Source organism: Micromonospora sp. CNZ286 (assembly GCF_014207755.1).
Map to the genome: position 1 here is coordinate 4,312,834 of NZ_JACHIZ010000001.1, position 26,649 is coordinate 4,339,482.

Annotated in this window: 19 protein-coding genes and 3 rRNA genes; 7 read left to right on the forward strand and 15 right to left on the reverse strand. The window is 71.4% G+C overall.

What is annotated here, in order from left to right; translation table 11 throughout:
* Position 1 precedes the first annotated feature (1 nt).
* The 4 genes from FHX31_RS18720 to recN all read right to left on the reverse strand — a co-directional run bounded on the left by FHX31_RS18720 (position 2) and on the right by recN (position 4,950).
* Entirely contained in the window at positions 2-865 is an 864-nt protein-coding gene (locus FHX31_RS18720) for a hypothetical protein (protein ID WP_013477410.1), read from the reverse strand.
* A 61-nt stretch (positions 866-926) separates the two neighbouring features.
* Complete coding sequence (locus FHX31_RS18725; RefSeq protein ID WP_013285585.1) at positions 927-1,868, reverse strand: copper transporter; 942 nt, start codon at positions 1,866-1,868, stop codon at positions 927-929.
* A gap of 27 nt (positions 1,869-1,895) precedes the next feature.
* Positions 1,896-3,074 (reverse strand): putative cytokinetic ring protein SteA, encoded by a 1,179-nt coding sequence (steA, locus tag FHX31_RS18730; RefSeq protein ID WP_013477411.1) that lies wholly within the window; start codon positions 3,072-3,074, stop codon positions 1,896-1,898.
* Positions 3,075-3,192: 118 nt separating this feature from the next.
* A complete protein-coding gene (gene recN / locus FHX31_RS18735) occupies positions 3,193-4,950 on the reverse strand; it encodes a DNA repair protein RecN (RefSeq protein ID WP_013285583.1) in 1,758 nt (585 codons plus the stop codon).
* Positions 4,951-5,029: 79 nt separating this feature from the next.
* Here recN and FHX31_RS18740 point away from each other — a divergent pair, with 79 nt between their 5' ends.
* Positions 5,030-6,004: a helix-turn-helix domain-containing protein gene (locus FHX31_RS18740; RefSeq protein WP_013285582.1), complete on the forward strand. Its 975-nt coding sequence runs from the start codon at positions 5,030-5,032 to the stop codon at positions 6,002-6,004.
* A 46-nt stretch (positions 6,005-6,050) separates the two neighbouring features.
* Here FHX31_RS18740 and FHX31_RS18745 read toward each other — a convergent pair whose 3' ends face one another.
* From FHX31_RS18745 to FHX31_RS18765, 5 genes are all read right to left on the reverse strand, one after another.
* Positions 6,051-9,779 (reverse strand): S8 family serine peptidase, encoded by a 3,729-nt coding sequence (locus FHX31_RS18745; RefSeq protein ID WP_184976917.1) that lies wholly within the window; start codon positions 9,777-9,779, stop codon positions 6,051-6,053.
* Positions 9,780-10,247: 468 nt separating this feature from the next.
* Complete coding sequence (locus tag FHX31_RS18750; protein WP_013285580.1) at positions 10,248-11,132, reverse strand: NAD kinase; 885 nt, start codon at positions 11,130-11,132, stop codon at positions 10,248-10,250.
* Positions 11,129-11,977 carry a TlyA family RNA methyltransferase gene (locus tag FHX31_RS18755; RefSeq protein WP_013477413.1) on the reverse strand — a complete coding sequence of 283 codons (849 nt, stop codon included), beginning with the start codon at positions 11,975-11,977 and terminating at the stop codon, positions 11,129-11,131. The genes FHX31_RS18750 and FHX31_RS18755 overlap by 4 nt, the downstream gene beginning before the upstream one ends.
* Positions 11,978-11,998: 21 nt before the next feature.
* Entirely contained in the window at positions 11,999-12,226 is a 228-nt protein-coding gene (locus FHX31_RS18760; protein WP_013477414.1) for a hypothetical protein, read from the reverse strand.
* Positions 12,223-12,789: a phasin family protein gene (locus FHX31_RS18765; protein WP_091328896.1), complete on the reverse strand. Its 567-nt coding sequence runs from the start codon at positions 12,787-12,789 to the stop codon at positions 12,223-12,225. Before FHX31_RS18765 ends, FHX31_RS18760 begins: the two co-directional genes overlap by 4 nt.
* 111 nt (positions 12,790-12,900) lie before the next feature.
* Between FHX31_RS18765 and FHX31_RS18770 the strand changes: the two genes are divergently transcribed.
* Positions 12,901-13,236 (forward strand): SCP2 sterol-binding domain-containing protein, encoded by a 336-nt coding sequence (locus tag FHX31_RS18770; protein WP_013285576.1) that lies wholly within the window; start codon positions 12,901-12,903, stop codon positions 13,234-13,236.
* Between the two features lie 13 nt (positions 13,237-13,249).
* Here the strand turns inward: FHX31_RS18770 and FHX31_RS18775 are convergent, their stop codons facing one another.
* Together FHX31_RS18775 and FHX31_RS18780 are read right to left on the reverse strand one after the other, a co-directional pair.
* Entirely contained in the window at positions 13,250-14,320 is a 1,071-nt protein-coding gene (locus tag FHX31_RS18775) for an HAD-IIA family hydrolase (RefSeq protein ID WP_327653073.1), read from the reverse strand.
* Positions 14,317-15,327 carry a Replicase polyprotein 1ab gene (locus FHX31_RS18780; RefSeq protein WP_402884579.1) on the reverse strand — a complete coding sequence of 337 codons (1,011 nt, stop codon included), beginning with the start codon at positions 15,325-15,327 and terminating at the stop codon, positions 14,317-14,319. Before FHX31_RS18780 ends, FHX31_RS18775 begins: the two co-directional genes overlap by 4 nt.
* On the opposite strand from FHX31_RS18780, the gene FHX31_RS18785 reads away from it, so the two are divergent.
* On the forward strand, positions 15,304-16,959 hold the full coding sequence (locus FHX31_RS18785) for a hypothetical protein (protein WP_184977896.1): 1,656 nt from the start codon (positions 15,304-15,306) through the stop codon (positions 16,957-16,959). The two genes, FHX31_RS18780 and FHX31_RS18785, sit on opposite strands and share 24 nt — an antisense overlap.
* A 94-nt stretch (positions 16,960-17,053) precedes the next feature.
* On the opposite strand, the gene rrf is transcribed toward FHX31_RS18785, so the two are convergent.
* The 4 genes from rrf to tyrS form a co-directional block, all read right to left on the reverse strand.
* Positions 17,054-17,170: ribosomal RNA gene (gene rrf, locus FHX31_RS18790) — 5S ribosomal RNA — on the reverse strand.
* A 75-nt stretch (positions 17,171-17,245) separates the two neighbouring features.
* Positions 17,246-20,355: ribosomal RNA gene (locus tag FHX31_RS18795) — 23S ribosomal RNA — on the reverse strand.
* 375 nt (positions 20,356-20,730) lie between these two features.
* Positions 20,731-22,245: ribosomal RNA gene (locus FHX31_RS18800) — 16S ribosomal RNA — on the reverse strand.
* Together the 16S, 23S and 5S rRNA genes form the textbook arrangement of a ribosomal RNA operon.
* Positions 22,246-22,852: 607 nt before the next feature.
* Positions 22,853-24,136 (reverse strand): tyrosine--tRNA ligase, encoded by a 1,284-nt coding sequence (gene tyrS, locus FHX31_RS18805; RefSeq protein WP_030271096.1) that lies wholly within the window; start codon positions 24,134-24,136, stop codon positions 22,853-22,855.
* A gap of 101 nt (positions 24,137-24,237) precedes the next feature.
* On the opposite strand from tyrS, the gene FHX31_RS18810 reads away from it, so the two are divergent.
* The 4 genes from FHX31_RS18810 (at position 24,238) to FHX31_RS18825 (ending at position 26,621) form a co-directional block, all read left to right on the forward strand.
* Positions 24,238-24,627, forward strand: coding sequence for a PaaI family thioesterase (locus tag FHX31_RS18810; protein WP_013285572.1), 390 nt, complete (start codon positions 24,238-24,240; stop codon positions 24,625-24,627).
* Positions 24,628-24,713: 86 nt separating this feature from the next.
* On the forward strand, positions 24,714-25,940 hold the full coding sequence (locus FHX31_RS18815; protein ID WP_184976918.1) for an NRAMP family divalent metal transporter: 1,227 nt from the start codon (positions 24,714-24,716) through the stop codon (positions 25,938-25,940).
* Positions 25,937-26,317: a hypothetical protein gene (locus FHX31_RS18820; protein ID WP_013285570.1), complete on the forward strand. Its 381-nt coding sequence runs from the start codon at positions 25,937-25,939 to the stop codon at positions 26,315-26,317. Before FHX31_RS18815 ends, FHX31_RS18820 begins: the two co-directional genes overlap by 4 nt.
* Positions 26,304-26,621 (forward strand): hypothetical protein, encoded by a 318-nt coding sequence (locus tag FHX31_RS18825; protein ID WP_013285569.1) that lies wholly within the window; start codon positions 26,304-26,306, stop codon positions 26,619-26,621. Before FHX31_RS18820 ends, FHX31_RS18825 begins: the two co-directional genes overlap by 14 nt.
* Positions 26,622-26,649: the final 28 nt, after the last annotated feature.

Consider the following 26,649-nt stretch of genomic DNA (forward strand, 5'->3'; position numbering starts at 1 on the left):
GTCAGTCCGGGAGCCGGCCCAGCTCGTCGAGGTGCCGCAGTCCCGGGGTCCGCGCGATGACCTGGGTGAAGCTGACCTTCTCGCTGGCCGCGGTGAGCGCGGCGAGCACGGCCAGCACGCCGGCCCGGCCCAGCGGCCCCGTACGCGCGGCGAGGCTCACGCCGAGCAGCGCGCCGAGCGCGTTGGCGCCGCTGTCGCCCACCATGACGCGCTCGCCGAGGTCGTCGCCGACCAGCGCGGCCGACGCGCCCACAGCGCCCGCGGCGAGGCCGCCGTACGGGCCGGCGGTCAGCGGCGCGCCGAGCAGCATGCCGGACTTCAACGCCCGGCCGGGCCGCAGGTCGAGCAGGTTGACCAGGTTGGCGGTGCCGGCCACCACGCCGGCGCCGAGCAGCACGTCGAGCCCGCGGCCGAACGCACCGGCCTGCTGGCGGCGCGGGTGCGCGGCGACCCGCCGGTCGGCGGCGAGCAGCGCGGCGGCGCCCAGCCCGGCCACGCCCACCCCGGCGACCTTGACCATCCCGGCGGTGACCTGACCCTCGCGCAGCGCGGCGAGATGCCCGGCGAACCCCTTCGCGGCCTTCTGTTCGGGGCGGGCGCCGACCACGTCGTCGTAGAGGCCGACAGCGCCCGCGCCGAGCCCGGCGACGAGCGCGGCGGCGCCGGCCGGGGCGCTACCGGCGCCCAGCGCGGCCCCGGTGGCCGCGCCGACGGCCAAAGCCGGACCGGCGGCCAGGGTCACCGTGCGGCCCCGGTAGTTGGTGCGCTCCAACGCCGGCCCGCCCGGCGACGTACGCGTCTGACGCAGCACGTAGCGGGCGGCCAGCGCTCCCGCGCCCACGGCCAGCAGCCGACCCAGTCTCACGGGACCTCCTCGATCCGGACTTCGAACGCGACGCGGGCACGGACCGGGCGGCCCGGAGCGGTCACCGGGGCAGTGTAGGCACCCGGGCGGCGGCGTTGTCGCCCACGCCGTACTGGCCGGTCTTCTTCTCGGTGAGCTGCTGCGCCAGGGCGAGGCTGGTGACCAGCTGGCCCTGCACGGTGTTGGCGTTGTCGACGGTGGAGATGGTCTGCGACAGCACCGGGTCGCCGCGGACCACGGAGACCAGGTTCCCGCCGGTCGAGCCCATGCCGGCGACCACGAGCGCGCCGGCCCGGTCGAACTGCTCGGCGATCTTCACCACCGACTCGTCCTTCTTCGCCGAGTCCTTGTCCACGTACGGCTGGCCGGTGACCATCACCACCGCCTCGGCGGCGGTGGAGATCCGGTCCGCCGGGGTGAGGTAGCCGGCGGTGGCGTACTGCTCCAGCACGGCGCGCCGGTCGGCGTCGCTGACCGGCGGGCTCCCGGCCGGGCGGTCCACCAGCACGTTGGCCAGCAGCGCGCTGGAGGTCTCCACGCCGTGCCCGTTACCGGGCAGGTTGCCGGTGGGGGCGCTGTTCGGGCGGGCGGCGGTGACCGCCAGCTCCAGCAGGTTGTTGTTGCTGTCCGGGTTGACGAACTTGTCCTGCACGTCGATGCGGCCGGTGACGTCGGCGCCGGCGGTCTGGAGCATCTTCACCACGCCCTCGGCCTGGTCCCGGCCGCTGGGCAGGGTGAGCACCAGCACCCGGCGGCCGGTCAGCTTGCCGGGCAGGACGAGCTGGGCCATCTCGGCGGCGAAGTCCTCCTCGGTCTCCAGCTGCTTCTGCATGCTGTTGACCGACTGGCGCATCAGCGAGTTGTCCTTGCGCAGGCCGTTGACGTTCTCCCGGAGCGAGTCGGCGACCGGCCCGTTGAGGGCGGCTGTGCCGACCACCAGGCCGATCGCCAGCGCCAGGAACACCGCGGTCAGGGACACCACGTGGTAGCGAAAGTTGATCACGCTTGCAGCCTCTTGATCGTCGGGGAGCTAGAAGAGCTGGCCGAGCTGGAACACGAAATTGTCCCACCATTCGGAGACCACGCCCAGATACGCCTTCCCGACGGTGGAGACCGCCACCGCGGAGGCCATCGCGGCCACCGCCGACAGGACCAGCAGCAGCAGCGACGACCCGGAGATGCTCTGCCGGTAGAGCCGGCTGACGCCCTTGGCGTCGACCAGCTTGCCACCGACCTTCAGCCGGGTCAGGAACGTCGACGCCATGCCGCCGCGCCCCTTGTCGAGGAACTCCACCAGGGTGGCGTGCGTGCCGACCGCCACCAGCAGCGACGCGCCCTTCTCGTCGGCCAGCAGCATGGCCAGGTCCTCGCTGGTGGCCGCCGCCGGGAAGGTGATCGCCGGTACGCCGAGCCCGTTGACCCGGGCCAGGCCCGGCGCCCGCCCGTCCGGGTAGGCGTGCACGATCACCTCGGCGCCGCAGCGCAGCACGTCGTCGGTGACCGAGTCCATGTCCCCGATGATCATGTCTGGGGTGTAGCCCGCCTCGACCAGCGCGTCGGCGCCGCCGTCCACGCCGATGAGCACCGGCTTGAACTCCCGGATGTACGGGCGCAGCACGTCCAGGTCGGCCTTGTAGTCGTAGCCGCGCACCACGATCAGGCAGTGCCGGCCCTGGATCTGGGTCTGGATCTCCGGCACGCCGACGCCGTCGAGCAGCAGGTCGCGTTCCTGGCGCAGGTAGTCCATCGTGTTGGCGGCGAACGCCTCCAACTGCACCGACAGGCCCTCCCGGGCGTCGGCCATCGACTTGGCCACTGTTTCGGCGTCCTGCAACGAGCCGTGCGCGACCGGATCGTCGCCGACGAAGACGGTGTTGCCCTCGATGCGGACCCGGTCGCCCTCGCGGACCTGCTCGAAGACGCTCTCGCCGAGGTCGTCCAGCAGCGGGATGCCGGCCGAGACCAGCACCTCCGGGCCGAGGTTGGGATAGCGGCCGGAGACCGACGGCTTGGCGTTGAGGACCGCCGCCACACCCACCGCGACGAGCGAGTCGGCCGCCACCCGGTCCAGGTCGACGTGGTCGATGACCGCGATGTCGCCGGGTCGCAGCCGCCCGACCAGCCGTTTCGTCCGGCGGTCGAGGCGCGCGGTGCCGACGATGGAGCCCGGCTCCGGGTTCCGGCTCCGGCGCAGTGTGGGTAGACGCATCGTGACCATCCTGGCATGTGAGGCAGGTTTTGCTGTCGCGACATGCCTGAGCAGGGCCGCCTACCCAGGGAAGCACACCGGAACCCGCGCCGGTGTGCTTGCGCTCACAATCGGGGTATCACGGACGCCTTTCCTTGGCCGCCACGGCCAGGAGCTCCTCGGCATGGGCGATACCCAGATCCGAGTCCGGCAAACCGGCGAGCATCCGGGCCAGTTCCCGGGCGCGCTCGGTGTCCTCCACCACGCGCACCCCGCTCGTGGTGACCGCTCCCCCGGTGTCCTTGGCCACCACCAGATGCCGGTCGGCGAACGCGGCGACCTGCGGCAGGTGCGTGACCACGAGCACCTGGTGACTGCGGGCCAGCCGGGCCAGCCGACGGCCGATCTCCACCGCGGCCTGGCCGCCGACACCGGCGTCGACCTCGTCGAACACCAGCGTGGGCGGGCCGCCGGAGCCGGCGAAGACCACCTCGATGGCGAGCATCACCCGGGACAGCTCACCGCCGGACGCGCCCTTCTGCAACGGCAGCGCCGGCGCGCCCGGGTGCGCCAGCAGCCGCAGCTCCACCTCGTCGGCGCCGTCCGCGCCGACGCCGGTCTCGACGCCGTTGACAGGCAGGCTCGGCTCGGACCGGCCCGCCGGTCGCGGCAGCACCGCCACCTCGATGCGGGCGTGCGGCATCGCCAGCCCGGCCAGCTCGACTGTCACCTCCTCGGCGAAGCGGACCGCCGCCTCCCGCCGGGACGCCGACACCCGGCCGGCCAGGTCGGCCACCTCACCGGCGAGCCGGGTCGCCTCGCGGTCCAGCTCGTCCAGCAGCTCGTCGGAGGTGTCCAGATCGGACAGCCGCGTGCGGGCCCGCTCGGCCCACGCCACCACGCCGTCGACGTCGTCGGCGTACTTGCGGGTGAGCGCGCGCAGCGCGGCCCGCCGCTCGTAGACGGTCTGCAGGCGGGCCGGGTCGGCGTCCAGCGCGGCCAGGTAGGCCGACAGCTCCGCGGCCACGTCGGTGACGAGCGTGGCCGCCTCCTCCAGCCGGGCCGCCAGCTCACCCAGCGCCGGGTCGGTGCCGGCCTGCGCCTCCAGCGTGCGCCGCGCGGTGCCGAGCAGCACCGTCGCGTCCGGCGTCTCGTCGGTCGCCTCGACGCCGCCGGCCACGCACTGCTGCGCCACCTGCGCGGCGGTACGCAACCCCTCGGCGTGCTCCAGCCGCTGCGCCTCGGCCTTCAGCTCGTCGTCCTCCCCCGGCTGCGGGTCGACCCGGGTGATCTCGTCCAGGCCCAGCCGCAGCAGGTCGGCCTCCTGGTTGCGCTCGCGGGCGTTGCGCCGCCGGTCGGCCAGGTCGTCGACGACGGTGCGCCACCGGGCGTACGTCTCGCGCAGCGCGTCGAGCAGCTTCTCGTGCTCGGGCCCGGCGAACCGGTCGAGCGAGGCGCGCTGCTCGGCCGGGCGCAGCAGCCGCAGCTGGTCGGACTGGCCGTGCACTGCGAGCACCTGCTCGCCGACCTCGCCGAGCGTGGACACCGGCATGGCGCGCCCGCCCAGGTGCGCCCGGGAGCGGCCCTCGATGGTCACGGTGCGGCTGAGCAGCAGCGAGCCGTCCTCGTCGGGCTCGCCGCCGGCGTCGAGGATGCGGGCGTGCACCGCCTCGGCCACCCGGCCGCTCAGGCGCAGCCGGCCCTCCACCGCCGCGCGGCCCGGCTGGGCGCGCACCCGGCCGGCGTCGGCGCGGCCGCCGAAGAGCAGGCCGAGGCCGGTCACCACCATGGTCTTGCCGGCGCCGGTCTCGCCGGTGATGACGTTCATCCCCGCGGCCAGCGGCAGCGTGGTGTCCTCGATGACGCCCAGTCCGGTGATGCGCAGCTCTTCCAGCACAGCACCCGACAGTAGCCCCGCCGTGTGACAGTTGACCAGCCGGCAGGGCGAGCCGCAGGCACCCGTACAGTTCAGCCCCGTGCTGGAGGAGATCGGCCTGACCCCGGACGAGGAGGAGCTCTACCGCAGCCTGGTACGGGCGAACACGGCCCGGGCCGGTGAGCTCGCACAGCGGCTGGGACGGCCCCGCGCGGAGGTCGCCGCCCGGCTGGACGCCTTGCGGGACAAGGGTCTCGTGCTGCCGACCGGGCCGGAACCGGACGCGCCGCTGCGGCCGCTCGCGCCGGACGTGCCGTTGGGCGAGGCGCTGCTGCGCCGCCAGTCCGCGCTGGAGGAGGCCCGCGCCGCTGTCAGCCGGCTCGCCGAGGACTACCGGGCCGGGATGCGCCGCCACGACGCCGCGCACCTGGTCGAGGTGGTCACCGGCGCGCGGGGGCTGCGGGAACGGCTGCGCGAGCTGCAGAACGGCGCGCGCGAGGAGGTGCTCTGGTTCTGCCGGGCGAACCCGCTGGCGATGCCCGGACCGGAGAACGTCGAGGAGTTCGACGCGCTCGCCCGCGGCGTGCGCTACCGGGCCATCTACGAACGGGCCATGCTGCTGGAGCCGGGCGCGCTCGCGGACGTGGAGCGGGGCGTACGCGCCGGGGAGCAGGCCCGGGTGCTGGACCGGCTGCCGGTGCGACTGGCCGTGGTGGACGGTCGTACCGCGGTGTGCCCGTTGGTGCCCGACCGCGACGGCGGGGAGCCGACAGCCGCGGTGATCGGCCGCAGCCAGTTGCTGGACGCCCTGCTGGCGCTCTTCGAGAGCCACTGGCTGATGGCGACGCCGCTCGGCACGCCCGCCGACCGGGCCGCCACCGGCTACCAGCCCGACGGCGACGAGGCGCGGCTGCTGTCGCTGTTCGTCGCCGGGGTGCCGGACAAGTCGATCGCGTCACAGCTCGGGGTGAGCCGGCGTACCGTGCAGCGGCGGCTGGCCGACCTGATGGCCGCCGCCGGTGTGGACACCCGGCCCGGGCTGGCGTTCCAGGCCGCCCGGCGCGGCTGGATCTGACCGGGGCCGGGGCGGGACGGCCCCAGGACCGCCCCGCCCCGGCGTCTCATCGCAGCCCGTACGCGTCGATCACGGTCTGCGTCACGGTGCTGCCGGACCGGTCCCGCGCCGAGACGCGCAGCGACACCGTGCCGCGCCCGGCCGGCACCTCGGCGGTGAACCGGGTGCCGGAGCCGCGTACCGGCGCCGTACGCCAGGTGCGTCCGCCGTCGAACGACACCTCGGCGCGTACCGTCGTGCCGGCCGGCGCGGGCAGGCCGGCCGGGTGGCGCAGCGTCAGCCCGACTGTGTGCTTCCGCCTGCCGGGCACCTCGCCGCGCAGGTCGGCCGGCACCCGGTAGTCGACCTGGAGCAGCGGCAGCGGCCGGGCCGCGTCACCGGACGGGCGGGCCGAGGTGAACTCCCACGCCGTCTCGGTACGGGTCGCCCACCGCCATTCCGCCGACGACCGTGCCGTCGTCACGTCGAGGCGGTAGCGGGCCGGACCGGCGGTGGCAGGCACCGGCGCCCAGCCGGCGGACAGGTCGGCGATCGGCTGCCCGTCGCGGCTGACCCGGCGGGTCACCGTGTCCTGCTCCTCCGACCGGTTGTCCACGCCGGCGTGACCGTCGGCGTCGACGAACTCGGCCACCCTCAGGTCGAGCGTGTCAGCGGTCCGGCTCGGCGCGGCCGCACCGGCCGGCACGGCGGGACGCACCAGCGGCGTGTGCCACGACTCGGTGGTCCGGTCGGTGGCCGCGTAGCGCCGGGGCCGGTCGGACAGGCCGCCGGTCAGCGTCCCCATGGTGGAGAACATCAGCCGGTGCAGCACCCGGTGCTGCCACCACGAGTCACCGGAGCTGACGTACTCCCGCCGGGTCGTCCCGGTACGCACCATCCGCTGGTCGTCGTTCCAGGAGAACTCCTGCCAGGGCCGCCACCCGAACCGCTGCTCGGTGGCCCAGTCCAGGCCGCCGGTGTCGCCGTAGCGCGCGGTCACCTCGGCCGTGTTCGCGGCGGTGACCCGGTGGAGGATCCGCTCCGGCACCCGGCCCTTCGACACCTGGAACACGTCGTAGAGGTACGGGCTGTCAACGGTGAGCGTCAGGTCCATCCGGGCCCGGCCGGTACGCGCCGCCGCGAGCATCCGCTGCCCGTCGTCGTACGCCACCGCGAGCGCCGGTGCCGGCAGCCGGTCCCCGGTCGGACGCCACACCGTCCACGCGCTCTGGTCCGCCGGCCGGACGATCAGCACCGCCTTCGCGCCGGCCGCCGCCGCGGCGGCCACCTGTTCCTCCTCGGACCGGTCGGCGGACGCGGTGAGCAGCGCCGCCGCGCCCCGCACGCCGGCCAGCTCACCGGGTGCGCCGGTGCCGGCGGCGACCAGGCGTAGCCGCTGCCGCCCGGCCGGGGCCGGTGACTGGCCCATCAGGTTGACGTCCAGCGCGCCGGACACGCCGCTGACGTCGATGTCGACCATCGGTGCGACGAGTTGCCAGCGCGAGGAGAACTCGAACTCGCCGTGGCGCACCTGCCGGGTCGGGGTGACGTTGAGCTGCTGCACGGTGCTGAACGTCATCACGCCGTGGTCGACCTGCCGGCCGTTGCCGAACACCCGGTGCTGGTAGAAGCTCAGGACGGCCCGCTGCTCGGACGGTTTCGGCGTCTCGATCCGTACCGGCGTGCCGCGCCGCGGGTCGAGCACCACCGTGAGGTCCCGGTCCACTGTCAGCTCCGGGTCGGTGACCAGGGTGAGCTGCTCGTCCAGCGGCGCGCCGTGCTCGATCAGCGCGTGCAGCAGGTACGGCCCCTCCTCCACCTGGATCCGCCACTCGTCGCCGACGCCGAGCCAGCCCATCGCGTCCGACTCCGGGTGCTCGCCGAACAGCGTCACCACCGGCGACGATCCGGGCCGCCCGGCCGGGTCCAGCGCGCGCAGCGTCACCGTGTGCTGCGGGCCGCTGAGCGTGAGCCCGACCGCGGTACGCACCGTCACGCCGTCCGTGCCGGTGGCGACCAGCCAGCCGCCGTGCGGGCCCCGGTCCAGCCGGGCCGGGTCGGCGCGCAGCGGCACGTCCACACCGCCGCCGGCCGGCACCGTCACCGTGCCGGCGTCGAGTGTCAGGCCGTCGGTCTCGGCCGCGCCGCTGTCCAGGTTGCGCAGCTCCAGCGCCAGACGCAGCGTCTGCGCGGCTTCGGTGCCGTTGACGTAGCGCACCGTCCGGGTCGCCGCCGGCCCGCCGGTGGTCAGCCGGCCGAAGTCGGCGGTGGCCGTGCCGTACACCCGCTGGCGCAGCGCCCGGGCCACGTCGACCCGCCCGGCGCCCTGCTCGAACACCGTCGCGCCGGTGCTCGGGCGGGTGGTGCTGACCAGCGCGTCCTTCAGTTGCGCGGCGCTCCACCCGGGGTGCTCCTGGGCGAGTACGGCGGCCGCGCCCGCGACGTGCGGCGTGGCCATCGAGGTGCCCGAGGCGCGGGTGTAGGCGTCGTCCACAGGCGTACCCATGGTGGTGCCGGCGGCGCGGGCGGCGACGATGCCGACGCCCGGTGCGGTGATCTCCGGCTTCAGGCCGTTGTCGCCCAGGCGCGGGCCGCGGCTGGAGAAGTCGGCGAGCACGTCGTCGCGGTCGACGGCGCCGACGGTGAGCGCGGCGGTGGCCGCGCCGGGCGAGCCGACGCTGCGCGGCTCACCGTCGTTGCCGGCGGCGATCACGAACAGCGCGCCGGTTTCGGCGGTGAGGTCGTTCACGGCCTGGCTCATCGGGTCGGTGCCGTCGGTGGGCGCGCCGCCGAGGCTCATGCTGACCACCTTGGCGCCGGAGCGCGCGGCCCACTCCATGCCGGCGATGATGCCGGAGTCGTAGCCGGAGCCGGAGTCGTCGAGCACCTTGCCGACCAGCAGCCGCGCGCCGGGCGCGACGCCCTTGCGCAGCCCTGCGGAGGCCGCGCCGCTGCCGGCGACGGTGGCCGCCACGTGGGTGCCGTGGCCGTGGCCGTCCCGGGCGCTGCCGCCGCCGGTGAAGTCGCGCGCCTCGGCGACGCGGCCGGCCAGGTCGGGGTGGTCGGCGTCCACGCCGGTGTCGAGCACCGCGACCCGCACGCCGGCGCCGTCGCGCCCGGCCGCCCACGCGGCGGGCGCACCGATCTGCGGGACGCTGTGCTCCAGCGCCACCCGGGCCCGCCCGTCCAGCCACACGCGCTCCACGCCCGCGCCGAGCCGGACCGGTCCGGCACCCGCGGTGCGGGCCTGCGGCGTCTCCCGCAGCGACGTCCACAGCGCGCCCAGGTCGTCCTTGTCGACACGCAGCGCGGCGCCGTTGATGCTGGACAGCGGACGGGACTCGGCGGCGACGGCGAGGGGGCGCACCCGCCCGGCGGCCGGTTCCCGGTAGCGCACGATCAGCGGCAGCGCCGTGAGGCCCGCGTCGCCGTAGCCCTGCTCGGCCAGTTCCTGCACGTCGAACAGGTCCGGGTCGAGCACGCCCGCCGACACGTACGGCACGACGTCGGCGGGGAGCACCCGCAGCCCGCCGTCGGCCTGCGTGGTCTGGAAGACGATCCGGTCCCGGCCCGGCCCGGGGTGGACAGTGGCGGCGATCCGGCCCGGCGCGGCCTGGACCAGCTCGACCTGGTCGCCGGTGATCAGCGTGACGCGGGCGGGCGGCGCGCCCGGGGCGGATGTGCCCGGGGGCGGGCCGGCGGGCCGGGCGGGCGGTACGGCGGACGCCGGTACGGCGAGCCCGACCACCAACGCCCCGGCCGCGCCGGCGGCGAGCCAGCGGGGGAACCGGTGCATGTGACGCTCCTCTACTCCGAGGCCGGCCTCGTGAGACCGGCGATCGGAGTCTGCGACGGCGTCCGCCACCTGGTCACCGGGTACGGGCCGCCGCACCGGCGACATGTCGCCAGGTGGACACGAGCACGACGGAGTGGAGGCCGGGACGCCGGAGACCGTGTCGCCCAGCTCGCGTGCCGCCGCTTCCTCCGGCGGCGGCCCTGCGACCTGTCGGCCCGGCCGGGGTCGACACCCGACCGGACACGGCGTGCCGGTCCGCCCGCCGCGGCCGGCTACGACGCTCCGGCGTCCCGACCGTCGCGGCCCCGACCACCCCCTGGCCGAGCCCGCGACAGGTGGGCCGCATCCGGGAAGCGGCGGGCCTCACCGCCGCGCCCGGACTCACCTCTTCGCGGCCCGTACGCCCACCGTAACGCGCGCGAGCGCCGGGACCGGTGGGCCGAACGGAGATTTCCGCTGAGCCGCTGGTCAGCGACGGTTGCCCCGCCAGCCCTGGACGGGAAGGTCGAACTTGGCCACCAGCCGGTCGGTGAACGGACGGGCCCGCAGCCGCACGATGCGCACCGGCAGCGTGCCCCGGCGCACAGTCACCCGGGCGCCCGGCGGCAGGTCGTAGACGCGCCGCCCGTCGCAGCAGAGCACGGCCAGTGTGGTGAACGGGTCGACGGTGATGACGAACGTCGACGTGGGCGCGGTCACCAGCGGGCGGCTGAACAACGCGTGCGCGCTGATCGGCACCAGCAGCAGCGCCTCCACCTCGGGCCAGACCACCGGCCCGCCGCCGGAGAACGCGTACGCGGTCGAGCCGGTGGGGGTCGCGCAGATCACGCCGTCGCAGCCGTACCGGGACAGCGGCCGGCCGTCCACGTCGACGAGCAGCTCCAGCATCTGGGCGCGTTCGCCCTTCTCCACGCTGATCTCGTTGAGCGCCCACGACTCGATGGTCGGCCCGCCCTCGAACTCGGCTGTGACGTCCAGGGTGAGCCGTTCGTCCACCGTGTAGTTGCGGTCGACCACGTCACGGACGGCGGTGTCCAGGTCGTCGATCTCCGCCTCGGCGAGGAAGCCGACCTTGCCCAGGTTGATGCCGAGCAGCGGCACCTTGGCCGGGCGGGCCAGCTCGGCGGCGCGCAGGAACGTGCCGTCCCCGCCGAGCGCGAACACGATCTCGGCGCCCTCGGCGGCCTCCGGGCCGGTCACCGGCACCACGCCCGGCAGGTCCAGGTCGTCGGCCTCCTCGGCCACCACACGCACCTCGAACCCGGCGGCGATCAGGTCGGCTGCCACCGCGCGGGCGTGCTCGGTGCTGCGTCGACGGCCGGTGTGCGTGACCAGCAGCGCGGTACGGCTCACCCGGACACCTCCTCGGTCGTGGCCGCCGTCGCGGCGGCGCCCTGCGGGCCGGCGGCCACCACCGCGCGGACCCGCTCCGGATCCGCGGCGGGCGCGTCCCCGCGCAACCATACGAAGAACTCGACGTTGCCGCTCGGCCCGGGCAGCGGGCTGGCCGCGACACCGGCCAGGCCGAGGCCCAGCCCGGCGGCGGCAGCGGCCACGTCCAGCACCGCCTCGGCGCGCAGCGCCGGATCGCGGACCACACCGCCGGCGCCGACGCGCTCCTTGCCGACCTCGAACTGCGGCTTCACCATCAGCGCCAGGTCACCGCCGGGCCCGGTGCACGCCGCAAGCGCCGGCAGCACCAGCCGCAGCGAGATGAACGACAGGTCGGCCACCGTCAGGTCGACCGGGCCGCCGATCGCCTCCGGCGTGAGGGTACGCACGTTCGTGCGCTCGAACACCCGCACCCGCTCGTCGGTCCGCAGCGACCAGGCGAGCTGCCCGTAGCCGACGTCCACGGCGACCACCTCGGCGGCGCCGCCGCGCAGCAGCACGTCGGTGAAACCGCCTGTCGACGCGCCCGCGTCCAGGCAGCGCCGGCCGGTGACGGTCAGCCCGCCGGGGGCGAACGCGGCGAGCGCGCCGGCCAGCTTGTGGCCGCCCCGGGAGACGTACTCCTGTGCCGGGTCCTCGCCGGTGACCAGCAGCGGGTCGGCCGGGTCGACCATCGCCGCGGGCTTGCGCGCCTGCACTCCGCGCAGCTGGACGCGACCGGCCTCCACGAGCGCGGCGGCCTGTTCCCGGGAGCGGGCCAGCCCGCGCCGGACCAGTTCGGCGTCCAGCCGGGTACGACGAGCCATCAGGTGTGTCTCCGCCTCTGCTCAGGCCTGGTCGATGGTGGCGAGGGTCTCGCGCAGCGTCTCGTACGCCGCCTCGTACTGGGCGATCTGGTCGGCCGGGGCGAGCGCCTCGGCGTTGGCCATGCCGAGTACGGCCGCGTCCACCGCCGGGTGCCGCGCCTCGCCGATCTCCTCGGCCGGCGCGGGGCGTACCCCCGGGGGCGGTCCGGGCCGCGGACCCTGCGGCGGGCCGGGCCGGGGCGCGGTCACGAGCCGGCCGCCCGGCGCCCGGTGGCCTTCTTCGCCGGCCGGGCGGGCGCGGCGGGCGAGCCGTCGGCGGGGGTACGGGCCACGGTGGCCGGCGGCTTCTTCGCGATCGCCTTCTTGGCCACCGCCTTCTTCGCCACCGCCTTCGTCGGCGTCGTCGCGGGGGCCTTGGCCGGGGTCGTCGCCGGGGAGGACTCGGCGGCGGGCGAACCGGTCTTCGGCGGCTCGGCTGCCCCGGACGGCGTGTCGCCCGGCCCGAGGTGGCCGCGCGCCTCGCGCAGCTGCCGCTCCAGGTCGTGCACCCGGCGGGTCAGCTCGGCGACCTCGTCGGCGGTGGCCAGCCCGACCGCGCCCAGCGCCCGGTCCACCTCGAAGCGGACCAGCTTGGTCAGCGACTCCCGGTTCGCCAGGCCGGTCGCGACCAGTTCCTCGGCGAGCGTCTGGAGCTGGGCGGCGGTCGCGCCGCCCTGGCCGACGACGCGCATGACCGCGTCCTGTGCCTTCTTCCGGGGCGCCTCCGTCAGGCCCATGGCCAGCTCGAGGTAGGCGCGCCACGCGTCCTGCATGCCTGAGTCCTTCCGCGGGGCGAGGTGTGCAGGTGCCACGCTACCGGGCACCCCGGACACCCCATTGCGGTACGGTGCCGGGAACGGCGTGGTTCGTGGTGAGGAGACGATGTGGCCAGCGTGGACGAGTGCCGGCAGGCGTTGCACGACCTGGCCGCGCGGCTGGACCGCAACGCCGAGGCACAGGGACGCATCGACCTCGACCGCACCCTGGCCTGCCGGATCACCGACCTCGGCACCGCGTTCCACGGGCGGCTGGAGGGTGGCCGGCTGGTCGACCTGTCCGACGGCGACGACCCGAAGGCCAAGATCGCGCTGAGCACCGGCAGCGACGACCTCGTCGCGCTGGTGCACGGCCGGCTCGACGTCATGTCGGCGGTGGCCTCCCGGCGGGTGTCGATCAAGGCGAACCCGTTCGACCTGATGAAGCTCCGCAAGCTGCTCTGAGCGGCCCGGCGCCTCAGTCGTCCAGACCGAACGCGGCGAGGGCCTCCTCCGCCGCCGTGGACTGCGCCCGGACGCGCGGCCCGGCCCCGGTCGACCAGGCCACCGCGCAGAGCGCCGCGAGGGCCTCCAGCGGCGGTCCCGCGCCGTCGAGCACGAGGTCCGCGCCGGCCTCCGTCACCGACCAGCCGTCGTCTGCGGCCCGGCCCGGCACCGCCACCACTGCGGCCGGGTCGAACAGGCCCGCCAGGTCGAACGAGACGTACGCGGGGCGGCGCTCCTCGGGTGCGGCCAGCAGCTCGGCGGCGTCGCTGACCCCGGTGAGCACCAGCAGGCTGTCCAGCCCGGCCCGGCGGGCGCCCTCGATGTCGGTGTCCAGCCGGTCGCCCACCACGAGCGTGCGCCCGGTCCCGGCCCGCCGCGCGGCGGTGGTGAACAGCGCCGGCTCCGGCTTGCCCACCACCACGTCCGGGTCGCGGCCGAGCGCGGTCCGCAGCACCGCGACGAGCGAGCCGTTGCCCGGCAGCGGGCCACGCGGGCTGGGCAGCGTGCGGTCGGTGTTGGTGGCGTACCAGGGCGCGCCCGCCCGTACCGCCAGGGACGCCTCGGCCAGGTCGGACCAGCCGACCTGCGGGCCGTAGCCCTGGGCCACCGCGGCGGGCTCCTCATCAGCAGTGGCGACCGGCCGCAGGCCCACCGCGCGCAGCTCGGCGCGCAGCGCCTCCGCGCCGACCACGAGCACGGGTGCGCCCTCGGGCAGCCGGTCGCGGAGCAGTTCGGCGGTGGCCGCCGCGGAGGTGAGCACCTCCGCCGGCCGGGCCGCGACGCCCATGCCGGTGAGCAGGTCGGCCACCTCGCTGGAGCGGCGGGAGGCGTTGTTGGTCGCGTACGCGACCGCGCGCCCCTCGGCGTGCAGCCGGCCGACCGCCTCGACCGCGCCGGGAATGGGCCGGTCGATCAGGTAGATGACGCCGTCCAGGTCGAAGACGACGAGCGAGTACGCGTCGACCAGCCGACCGCCCGCCCCGGCGCGGTCGGGTTCGCCCCGATCCGCGCCGGAGGCGGTGTCACCGGCGTACCCGGTCATCGGCGGTCCGCCGCCTCGCCCTCGCCGTCCGCGGCGTCATCGGGCGCGGGCCGGTCGGCCTTGCCGTCCGGGGTGACGTCGGCGGCCGGCGCCTGGGCGTCGGCGGCCGGTGCGGTGGCCGGATCCTCGGTCGTGGCGGTGGTGGTCGGCGTGTCGGCGGCGAGCGAGCCGGCCTCGGTGTCGGTCAGCTCGTCGTCGGCCAGATCGCCGGCGTCCCGGTCCCGGTAGCCGGCCCGTGCCGCGTCCCCGTCGACGCCCGAGGTGTCGTCGTCGCCGCTCAGCGGCGCGTCGTCATCCCGGTCGTCGTCGTCCTCGTCCTCGTCGTCCTCGTCCTCGTCGTCGTCGAGGTCGTCGTCGTCGCGGACGTCCTCGGCCGACGCCTCGGACGCGTCGGTGTCGCCCTCCGGCTCGTCGTCGCCCTCGATGACCACGCCGTCCAGCTCCAGCAGCCGCTCGGCGGCGTCGGTCTCCCCCTCGGAGTCGACGTCGGCGGCCCGGGAGAACCACTCCCGCGCCTCCTCGCGCCGGTCCACCGCCAGCAGGGCGTCCGCGTACGCGTAGCGCAGCCGCGCCGCCCACGGGTCGGTCGAGTCGCCGGTCAGCTCGCGCACCTGGAGCATCGCCACCGCGGCGTCCTTCTGCCCGAGGTCGCCGCGCGCCCCGGCGGCCACGATCAGCAGCTCGATCGCGACGGCCTGGTCGAGCTTGTCCCGGTCCGCGCCGCGGAACAGGTCGATGGCCCGCTCGGGCCGGCCCAGCGCCCGCTCGCAGTCCGCCAGCACCGCCAGGTGGCTCTGCAGGCCGCTCATCCGGTGGTACGTCCGCAGCTCGGCGATGGCGGTCTGCCACTCACCCGCGTGGTACGCGGCCAGCCCGACGGCCTCCCGCACGGCGGCGATCCGCGACGCGAGCCTGCGGGCCGCCATGGCGTGCGCCAGCGCCAGCACCGGGTCCTCGTCGATCAGCAGACCGGTCGCGACCAGGTGCCGGGCGACAGTCTCCGCCACCGGCTTGGCCAGGGAGAGAAGCTCCGCCCGGACGGCCGAGTCGAGGTCGCTCGCGACGACGTCGTCCGGCAGCTCCGGCGCCTCACCGGTACGCCCCTCGCCACGCTCGTCCTGGCGCTCCCGCTGCGGGCCGTAGTTGCCGGTCCGGCGGTCGTCGCCGCCCGGCCGGTCGCCGTAGCCACGGCGCTCACCGTCCCGCTCACCCCGGTAGCCGCCCGGCCGCCGGTCATCGCGACGGTCGTCGCGCCGGAAGCCACGGTCACGGTCGCCGCCGCGGAAGCCGCCGTCGCGGCGCTCGCCGCCGGCGTAGCTCTCCCGGCGGTTGTCGCCACCCTGGTAGCCGCCCTCGCGACGGTCGCCGCCCCGGAAACCGCCCTCGCGGGCGCCGCCTTCACGACGATCCCCACCACGGAAGCCACCCTCACGGTCGCCACCGCGGAAACCGCCTTCACGACGGTCACCGCCCCGGAAACCACCTTCACGGGCGCCGCCCTCACGACGATCCCCACCACGGAAGCCACCCTCACGGTCGCCACCACGGAACCCGCCTTCACGACGGTCACCGCCCCGGAAACCACCGTCGCGGTCGCCACCGCGGAAACCGCCCTCACGACGGTCACCGCCACGGAAGCCACCCTCACGGTCGCCACCGCGGAAACCGCCCTCGCGGGCACCGCCTTCACGACGGTCCCCACCGCGGAAGCCACCCTCGCGGCGGTCACCGCCCCGGAAGCCACCCTCACGGCGGTCGCCACCGGCGAAGCCGCCCTCACGGCGGTCGCTACCGCGGAAACCGCCCTCACGGTCACCGCCACGGAAGCCACCCTCACGGGCGCCGCCCTCACGACGGTCACCACCGCGGAAGCCACCCTCACGGCGGTCCCCACCGCGGAAACCGCCCTCACGGTCACCGCCACGGAAACCGCCCTCGCGCCGGTCGCCACCGCGGAAGCCGCCCTCACGGTCACCACCGCGGAAGCCACCTTCACGACGGTCGCCGCCCCGGAAGCCACCGTCACGGGCGCCGCCCTCACGACGGTCCCCACCACGGAAACCGCCCTCGCGCCGGTCGCCACCGCCGAAGCCGCCCTCACGGCGGTCACCGCCGCGGAAGTTGCCGTCGCGGGTGCCGCCTTCGCGGCGGTCGCCGCCACGGAAGCCACCCTCGCGACGCTCACCGCCGCGGAAACCGCCGTCACGGTCGCCGCCCCGGAAGCCGCCTTCGCGACGGTCGCCGCCCGGACGGCTTCCACTCCGGAAGCCACCCTCACGGTCGCCGCCACGGAAGCCGCCCTCACGCCGGTCACCGCCGCCGGAGCCGCCTTCACGGCGGTCACCGCCACGGAAGCCACCCTCGCGACGCTCACCGCCGCGGAAACCGCCGTCACGGTCGCCAACGCGGAAACCGCCCTCGCGGCGATCGCCACCGCGGAAACCGCCTTCACGACGGTCACCGCCACGGGCGCCACTGTCACGGTCGCCACCACGGAAGCCACCCGGGCGGTCGTCGCGGCCGCCCCGGTACGAGGGACGGTCATCGCGACGGCCGTCGCGGCCGGCGTCACCACGCCCCTGGCCGCGGTCGGCGCGATCCTCGTAACGACGGGGGCGGTCCCCGCCCTGGGGTCCTGAGCTCACAGGTACATCCTTCCTGATGGCGTTTCCGCCGAGAACGCTAACGCAGTCGAGGGCCGCCCCTGCTGGGGCGGCCCTCGACTGGAAGATTGTCCGGCGGTGTCCTACTCTCCCACACCCTCCCGAGTGCAGTACCATCGGCGCTGGAGGGCTTAGCTTCCGGGTTCGGAATGTGACCGGGCGTTTCCCCTCCGCCATGACCGCCGTAACTCTATGAACATGTCAACCAACCCTGATGGGTGGTGGTTTGTTCAGAGTTGCACAGTGGACGCGTAGCAGCTTAGTAGTCAAGTCCTCGGCCTATTAGTACCGGTCAACTGAACCCGTTACCGGGCTTACATTTCCGGCCTATCAACCCAGTCGTCTAGCTGGGGGCCTTACCCCACAAATGTGGGTGGGATACCTCATCTTGAAGCGAGCTTCCCGCTTAGATGCTTTCAGCGGTTATCCCTTCCGAACGTAGCTAACCAGCCGTGCCCCTGGCGGGACAACTGGCACACCAGAGGTTCGTCCGTCCCGGTCCTCTCGTACTAGGGACAGCCCTTCTCAAGTATCCTACGCGCACGGCGGATAGGGACCGAACTGTCTCACGACGTTCTAAACCCAGCTCGCGTACCGCTTTAATGGGCGAACAGCCCAACCCTTGGGACCTGCTACAGCCCCAGGATGCGACGAGCCGACATCGAGGTGCCAAACCATCCCGTCGATATGGACTCTTGGGGAAGATCAGCCTGTTATCCCCGGGGTACCTTTTATCCGTTGAGCGACACCGCTTCCACATGCCAGTGCCGGATCACTAGTCCCGACTTTCGTCCCTGCTCGACCTGTCAGTCTCACAGTCAAGCTCCCTTGTGCACTTGCACTCAACACCTGATTGCCAACCAGGCTGAGGGAACCTTTGGGCGCCTCCGTTACCCTTTAGGAGGCAACCGCCCCAGTTAAACTACCCACCAGACACTGTCCCTGAACCGGATAACGGTCCGAAGTTAGATACCCAAATCAACCAGAGTGGTATTTCAAGATTGCCTCCACCCATACTGGCGTATGGACTTCACCGGCTCCCACCTATCCTACACAAGCTAATTCAGATACCAATGTCAAGCTATAGTAAAGGTCCCGGGGTCTTTCCGTCCTGCCGCGCGTAACGAGCATCTTTACTCGTAATGCAATTTCGCCGGGCCTGTGGTTGAGACAGTGGGGAAGTCGTTACGCCATTCGTGCAGGTCGGAACTTACCCGACAAGGAATTTCGCTACCTTAGGATGGTTATAGTTACCACCGCCGTTTACTGGCGCTTAAGTTCTCCGCTTCGCTCGTGAGAGCTAACAGGTCCCCTTAACGTTCCAGCACCGGGCAGGCGTCAGTCCATATACATCGAATTACTTCTTCGCATGGACCTGTGTTTTTAGTAAACAGTCGCTTCCCCCTGCTCTCTGCGGCCATACAACGCTCCACCCGCGCGGGGCTTCACGTCTCCGGCCCCCCTTCTCCCTAAGTTACGGGGGCAATTTGCCGAGTTCCTTAACCACAGTTCGCCCGATCGCCTCGGTATTCTCTACCTGACCACCTGTGTCGGTTTGGGGTACGGGCCGCTAAGAACTCGCTAGAGGCTTTTCTCGGCAGCATAGGATCACTGACTTCACCTGAATCGGCTCGGCATCACGTCTCAGCCTATGTGGCGTGCGGATTTGCCTACACGCCGGCCTACACGCTTACCCCGGCACAACCACCGGCCGGGCTCAGCTACCTTCCTGCGTCACCCCATCGCTTGACTACTACCCGCCAGGTTCCCACGCTCCCCACCATTGGTCCGAAGACCGCCGGCAGTTCGGGTGGTTAGCACAACGAGGTTCGTCAGGGTCGCTCTTTCGCGGGTACGGGAATATCAACCCGTTGTCCATCGACTACGCCTCTCGGCCTCGCCTTAGGTCCCGACTCACCCAGGGCGGATTAGCCTGGCCCTGGAACCCTTGGTCATCCGGCGGAAGGGTTTCTCACCCTTCTTTCGCTACTCATGCCTGCATTCTCACTCGTGCCGCGTCCACAACTGGGTCACCCCGCTGCTTCACCCCCGGCACGACGCTCCCCTACCCATCCACACACCTGCATACCCCATCAAGGAGGCACGAAGTTAAAATGTGAATGCCACAGCTTCGGCGGTGTGCTTGAGCCCCGCTACATTGTCGGCGCGGAACCACTTGACCAGTGAGCTATTACGCACTCTTTAAAGGGTGGCTGCTTCTAAGCCAACCTCCTGGTTGTCTATGCGACCCCACATCCTTTTCCACTTAGCACACGCTTAGGGGCCTTAGCTGGTGATCTGGGCTGTTTCCCTCTCGACTACGAAGCTTATCCCCCGCAGTCTCACTGCCGCGCTCTCACTTACCGGCATTCGGAGTTTGGCTGATTTCGGTAAGCTTGTGGGCCCCCTAGACCATCCAGTGCTCTACCTCCGGCAAGAAACACGCGACGCTGCACCTAAATGCATTTCGGGGAGAACCAGCTATCACGGAGTTTGATTGGCCTTTCACCCCTAACCACAGGTCATCCCCCAACTTTTCAACGTTGGTGGGTTCGGCCCTCCACGCGGTCTTACCCGCGCTTCAGCCTGCCCATGGCTAGATCACTCCGCTTCGGGTCTAGAGCATGCGACTAAAAACGCCCTATTCAGACTCGCTTTCGCTACGGCTCCCCCACACGGGTTAACCTCGCCACATGCCACTAACTCGCAGGCTCATTCTTCAAAAGGCACGCCGTCACCCCGCAAGGCTCCGACGGATTGTAGGCGAACGGTTTCAGGTACTATTTCACTCCCCTCCCGGGGTACTTTTCACCATTCCCTCACGGTACTCGTCCGCTATCGGTCACCAGGAAGTATTTAGGCTTACCAGGTGGTCCTGGCAGATTCACGGCAGATTTCAGGAGTCCGCCGCTACTCGGGAACACCCACAGAAGACCAGCAGCTTTCACCTACCGGACTATCACCGTCTACGGTCAGCCATTCCAGACTGTTCGACTAGCCACTGGCTTTGTAACTTCTCCAACAGATGTCAGTCTGTTGAGCAGGGTCCCACAACCCCGACCACGCAACCCCTGACAGGTATCACACGCCGCCGGTTTAGCCTCAATCCGCTTTCGCTCGCCACTACTCACGGAATCACTATTTGTTTTCTCTTCCTACGGGTACTGAGATGTTTCACTTCCCCGCGTTCCCCCCACACACCCTATGTGTTCAGGTGCGGGTGACATCACATGACTGATGCCGGGTTTCCCCATTCGGACACCCTGGGATCACAGCTTGGTTGACAGCTCCCCCAGGCCTATCGCGGCCTCCCACGTCCTTCATCGGCTCCTGGTGCCAAGGCATCCACCGTTCGCCCTTGACAACTTGACCACAAAGATGCTCGCGTCCACTGTGCAATTCTCAACAAACAACCAACCCACAACCCACAGCCCCACACCTGAAACCACCACATGGTCACGGTTTGCGAGACCAGGCCATGCCTGGCGCCTGACAGACCCTTCGGTCCGTCTCAAGGCTCTGAAAGACAACCACTCGGGTTGTTCCTTCAGGACCCAACAGGGTGCTTACATCCTTCACCAGCCGCACCACAGTCTCGTTCCCACCACCCCGAAGAGCAGCTGTACTAGAGGAACCACGGCCGTTGCCGGCGCCGAACTTGCCAGTGTCTCCGCCATCTGAGCACCCCGACCCGACATTCGCGGGCCGCGGGCTCCATGCCACCTTTCGGTGGATGGTGCTCCTTAGAAAGGAGGTGATCCAGCCGCACCTTCCGGTACGGCTACCTTGTTACGACTTCGTCCCAATCGCCAGCCCCACCTTCGACGGCTCCCTCCACAAGGGTTGGGCCACCGGCTTCGGGTGTTGCCGACTTTCGTGACGTGACGGGCGGTGTGTACAAGGCCCGGGAACGTATTCACCGCAGCGTTGCTGATCTGCGATTACTAGCGACTCCGACTTCACGGGGTCGAGTTGCAGACCCCGATCCGAACTGAGACCGGCTTTTTGGGATTCGCTCCACCTCACGGTATCGCAGCCCATTGTACCGGCCATTGTAGCATGCGTGAAGCCCTGGACATAAGGGGCATGATGACTTGACGTCATCCCCACCTTCCTCCGAGTTGACCCCGGCAGTCTTCGATGAGTCCCCGCCATAACGCGCTGGCAACATCGAACGAGGGTTGCGCTCGTTGCGGGACTTAACCCAACATCTCACGACACGAGCTGACGACAGCCATGCACCACCTGTGACCGCCCCCGAAGGACCTGCCATCTCTGACAGTTTTGCGGCCATGTCAAACCCAGGTAAGGTTCTTCGCGTTGCATCGAATTAATCCGCATGCTCCGCCGCTTGTGCGGGCCCCCGTCAATTCCTTTGAGTTTTAGCCTTGCGGCCGTACTCCCCAGGCGGGGCGCTTAATGCGTTAGCTGCGGCACAGGGAACCGGAGAGGCCCCCCACACCTAGCGCCCAACGTTTACAGCGTGGACTACCAGGGTATCTAATCCTGTTCGCTCCCCACGCTTTCGCTCCTCAGCGTCAGTATCGGCCCAGAGACCCGCCTTCGCCACCGGTGTTCCTCCTGATATCTGCGCATTTCACCGCTACACCAGGAATTCCAGTCTCCCCTACCGAACTCTAGCCTGCCCGTATCGACCGCAGGCTTGGGGTTGAGCCCCAAGTTTTCACGGTCGACGCGACAAGCCGCCTACGAGCTCTTTACGCCCAATAAATCCGGACAACGCTCGCGCCCTACGTCTTACCGCGGCTGCTGGCACGTAGTTGGCCGGCGCTTCTTCTGCAGGTACCGTCACTTACGCTTCGTCCCTGCTGAAAGAGGTTTACAACCCGAAGGCCGTCATCCCTCACGCGGCGTCGCTGCATCAGGCTTCCGCCCATTGTGCAATATTCCCCACTGCTGCCTCCCGTAGGAGTCTGGGCCGTGTCTCAGTCCCAGTGTGGCCGGTCGCCCTCTCAGGCCGGCTACCCGTCGTCGCCTTGGTAGGCCATCACCCCACCAACAAGCTGATAGGCCGCGAGCCCATCCCAAGCCGAAAAACTTTCCACCACCAACCATGCGGTCAGAGGTCATATTCGGTATTAGCCCCGGTTTCCCGGGGTTATCCCAAAGCCTGGGGCAGGTTGCTCACGTGTTACTCACCCGTTCGCCGCTCGAGTACCCCGAAGGGCCTTTCCGCTCGACTTGCATGTGTTAAGCACGCCGCCAGCGTTCGTCCTGAGCCAGGATCAAACTCTCCAACAAAAACTTGTCGAACAGCATCCTGGCAACAAAAGTGTTGCCAAAGGAATCCCAACCAGCCAAACCAAAACGCCTGACCAGTACGGGGTATAAAACAATTGGCACTGGCTTTACAAGCACCCTGTTGAGTTCTCAAAGAACAACCACACACCAACCACCAGGCCCCACAACCGCGGAACCCCCAGCCGGGGCATTTCGTTCAACCACCCGCCGCTCTCGCGCCGGGCACTTTTACTACGTTACCCGGTGGTTTCTGCCGTGTCAAACCGGTGTCAACCAGTTTGTCGTGCGTCACCTTTTACCGGGCACCCCGATTCAACCGACTTCCGTCGGTCGTTCCGAGGAATTCGGTAGGCCGGCCGCCCGCGGTTTTCCCGCTGGCCCGTCCGTTTCCCTACCGGCCGAGAACCTTACCCGGTCGGTTCCGCCTCGCCAAATCCGCCTCCCGGCGAATCCGGGGCACCACCCGGTTCTCAGGTCCTGCGCTCCGGCCTTCCAGGTCTTTCGCCCTGTTTCGTCCGTTCCGCGCTGGCAGAGAGAAAGTTACGCGCCCAGCGGAGTGATCGTCAAATCCGCTGGGCGCGTCCCGCGTCACACAGTCGACAGGCGGCTATCCGCGCAGCTCGACGCCCGCGAACGAGCGCTTGCCCCGGCGCAGTACGAGGTAGCGGCCGTGCAGCAGGTCGTCCGCCGACACGGTGGCGTCCACCTCGGAGATACGCGTGTTGTTGACGTACGCGCCGCCCTCGGCGATGACCCGCCGTGCCTCCTTCATGCTCGGCACCAGGCCCGACTCCTTGAGCAGGCCGGCCACGTCCGGCAGCTCGTCGAGGTGCACCAGGCCGGCCTCGGTCAGCGCGGCGCGCAGCGTCTCCGGGGCCAGCTCGTCGAGCGAGCCGCGCCCGAACAGCGCCTGGCTCGCGGCGACCGCCTGGGCCATCTCCCGCTCGCCGTGCACGAGCGTGGTCAGCTCCTCGGCGAGCGCCCGCTGGGCCAGGCGCGCCTGCGGGCGTTCCGCTGTGGCCTTCTCAAGTTCCTCCAGCTCCTCACGGGAGCGGAAGCTGAAGTACCGCAGGTAGCGGCTGACGTCCCGGTCGTCGGCGTTGACCCAGAACTGGTAGAACGCGTACGGGCTGGTCATCTGCGGGTCGAGCCAGATCGTGCCGGTCTCGCTCTTGCCGAACTTGGTGCCGTCGGCCTTGGTGACCAGCGGCGTGGTGAACGCCTCCACCGGCCCGGCGCCGCGCCGCCGGATGTAGTCCACCCCGGCGGTGATGTTGCCCCACTGGTCGGAGCCGCCGTACTGGAGCCGGCAGCCGTGCCGGCGGTGCAGCTCGAAGTAGTCGTTGGCCTGGAGGAGCTGGTAGCTGAACTCGGTGTAGCTGATGCCCGTCTCCAGCCGCGCCTTGACCACCTCGCGGGCGAGCATCTTGTTCACCGGGAAGTGCTTGCCGACGTCCCGGAGGAACTCCACCACCGACATCTCGCCGGTCCAGTCCAGGTTGTTGACCAGTTGCGCCGCGTTCTCCCCGGAGTACGTGACGAACGGCGAGAGCTGCTCGCGGATGCGCTCCACCCAGCCGGCGATCACCTCGGGCGGGTTCAGCGTCCGCTCCGCGCTCTCCTTCGGGTCGCCGATCTGCCCGGTGGCGCCACCGACGAGCAGCAGCGGACGGTGCCCGGCCTGCTGGAGCCGGCGGGCCATGACGACCTGCATCAGGTTGCCGATGTGCAGGCTCGGCGCGGTGGGGTCGAAGCCCACGTAGAAGGTGGTGCTCCCGCCGTCGAGCAGCTCGCGCAGTTCGTCGAGGCCGGTCGAGTCCTGGATCAGGCCCCGCCACAGCAGGTCGTCGGTCAGGGAGTCCCGCCCCTGCGGGAGGTTGCTGTCGGTCACGGTCACCGATTCTCCCCCATCACCGGGCCCGGCCCGTACCGGGTTTGCCGAGGTGCGGCCGACTAGGCTGGCGGCGCCGTCGAACGCGAGGAGGAACCGCGGTGGACATGCCGAACATGACCGGTGGCTTCGTGGCCCTGCTGGGCCTGACGTTCGACGAGGTCAGCGGGGACCGGGTGGTGATCCGCTGGAAGGTGCGCCCGGAGCTGCACCAGCCGTACGGGATCCAGCACGGCGGCGTCTACTGCTCGGTGGTGGAGACGGCGGCGAGCATCGGCGGCGCGCTCTGGCTGGGCGACAAGGGCAACGTGGTCGGGGTGTCGAACCAGACCGACTTCCTGCGCGCGGTGCGGGACGGCGAGCTGACGGCTGTCGGCACGCCGGTGCACCGGGGCCGCAGCCAGCAGCTATGGCTCGTGGAGATCACCGACGCCGACAGCCGGCTGGTGGCGCGCGGTCAGGTACGGCTGCAGAACCTCACCGCCGCCTGACATCCGCGGGCTCGCCGATTCAGCCCGAAAAGGGGCACTGACGCCGATATCGTCGCCTCGGTGAGGACATCCGCTCCCGATCCGACGTGAGGAAGCTGTTCGCCGCCACGCTCGGCGTGCTGTCGGCGGTCGGCGGCTTCGTCGACATCGGTGACCTGGTGGCGGCCACTCAGGCCGGCGCGCTGTTCGGCATGGCCCACACCTGGGTGCTGCTGGTCGGGGTGGTCGGCATCTGCGCGTACGCGGAGATGGCCGGCCGGATCGCGGCGGTGAGCGGACGGGCGGTGTTCGACCTGGTCCGGGAGCGTCTCGGGCCGCGCGTGGCGCTGCTCAACCTGGTCGCGTCGTGGCTGGTCACTGTGGTCACACTCGCCGCGGAGCTGGGTGGGGTGGCGCTCGCGCTGCAACTGGCGACCCGGCTGAGCCACCTGTTCTGGGTGCCGCTCGCGGCGCTGGCCGTCTGGCTGGTGCTGTGGCGGCTGCGGTTCGAGCTGATGGAGCGGATCTTCGGCCTGGCCGGGCTGACCCTGCTGGTGTTCGCTGTCGCGCTGGTGGCGCTGCCGACCGACTGGCCGGCACTCGGGCAGGGCGTGTGGCAGGTCAGCGCGTCCGGGCACGGCTGGCCGCTGTACTGGTTCGTGGCTGTGGCGTTGTTCGCCTCGACTGTGAGCCCGTACGAGGTGTTCTTCTTCTCCTCCGGCGGCGTCGAGGAGCGGTGGGGCGCGGCGGACCTGGCACGGGCCCGCTCGAACGTGCTGATCGGTTTCCCGGTGGGCGGGTTCCTGGCGTTGTCGCTGGTCGCCGTGGCGACGGTGGCCTACCACCCGTCCGAGGCGTCGTTGGGCACGCTCGACGAGGTGGCGCGGCCGGTGGCGACGGCGCTCGGCGGCGCCGGCCTGGCCACCGCGGTGCTGGCGTTCTTCGCGGTGACGTTCGGCGCGGCGCTGGAGACCGGGCTGTCGGCGGCGTACGCGGCGGCGCAGTACTTCGGGTGGCAGTGGGGCAAGCGGGTCCGCCCCCGGGAGGCGGCCCGGTTCCACAGCGTGCTGCTCGTCGGTCTGCTGCTCGGTGTGGTGATGCTGATGACGACTGTGGACCCGGTGCGGCTGACCGAGTACATGCTGGTGCTGAGCGCGGTGGTGCTGCCGCTGACGTACCTGCCGATCCTGGTCGTGGCCAACGACCGCGGGTATCTCGGCGACCGGGTCAACGGGCGGTGGCTGAACCTGCTCGGCGCGGTGTTCCTGCTGCTCATCGTCGCGGCCTCGGTGGCGGCGATCCCACTGGCGATCATGACGGGGATGGGGCCATGAGGGTTCAGCTCGCCAGGCGGCTGCTCGACCGGCAGATCGTCGACGTGGACGGGTTGCTGGTCGGGCGCGTCGACGACATCGCGTTCGCCGTCGACGACGAGGGCTACCCGTACGTGGACAGCCTGCTCACCGGGCAGGGCGCGCTCGGCGAGCGGATCGGCGGGCGGGTCGGGCGGCTGCTGGTGGCGGTGGCGGACCGGTTCACCGACGACCCGCCGGTGCCGCCGTTGCGCGTACCGCTGTCCCAGGTCGCCCGGGTGGACAGTGCGGTGCGGCTGCGCTGCCCGGCGACGGACCTGCCGCCGTCACCGGTGGAGGCGTGGCTGCGCCGGCACCTGATCGAGCGCATTCCGGGGTCCGGTCGTGCGAGCGGGTGAGCTGCTCGGCCGCACCGCGTACGACCTGCACGGGCGGCGGCTGGGCCGGGTGGTGGACGTGGTGGTGCGCGGCGGGTGGCCGCCGGACCGGCTGCGGATCACCGACGTGATCGTCGCCGGGCACTGGTGGACCCGGGTGATCAGCCGGCTGATCGGCCCCGAGCTGCACCCGTCCGGGCCGTGGCTGCTGCGGGTGATCGCCCGGTTGGTCGGGCGGAGCACCCGCCAGCTGCCCGCCGACGCGGTGCAGCTGCTTCCGCCGGTGCCCGGCTTCCCGTTCGGCCCGCCGGCCGGGCACCGCTGAGCCGGGCGCCGGGGGCCCGGCCGGGGCC

What these genes read in the sequence shown, in the direction of transcription:
- steA (WP_013477411.1), bottom strand. Translation starts at nt 3,074, where the DNA reads ATGCGTCTACCCACACTGCGCCGGAGCCGGAACCCGGAGCCGGGCTCC.
- FHX31_RS18765 (WP_091328896.1), bottom strand. Translation starts at nt 12,789, where the DNA reads ATGCAGGACGCGTGGCGCGCCTACCTCGAGCTGGCCATGGGCCTGACG.
- FHX31_RS18745 (WP_184976917.1), bottom strand. Translation starts at nt 9,779, where the DNA reads ATGCACCGGTTCCCCCGCTGGCTCGCCGCCGGCGCGGCCGGGGCGTTG.
- FHX31_RS18820 (WP_013285570.1), top strand. Translation starts at nt 25,937, where the DNA reads ATGAGGGTTCAGCTCGCCAGGCGGCTGCTCGACCGGCAGATCGTCGAC.
- FHX31_RS18755 (WP_013477413.1), bottom strand. Translation starts at nt 11,977, where the DNA reads ATGGCTCGTCGTACCCGGCTGGACGCCGAACTGGTCCGGCGCGGGCTG.
- FHX31_RS18775 (WP_327653073.1), bottom strand. Translation starts at nt 14,320, where the DNA reads ATGACCGGGTACGCCGGTGACACCGCCTCCGGCGCGGATCGGGGCGAA.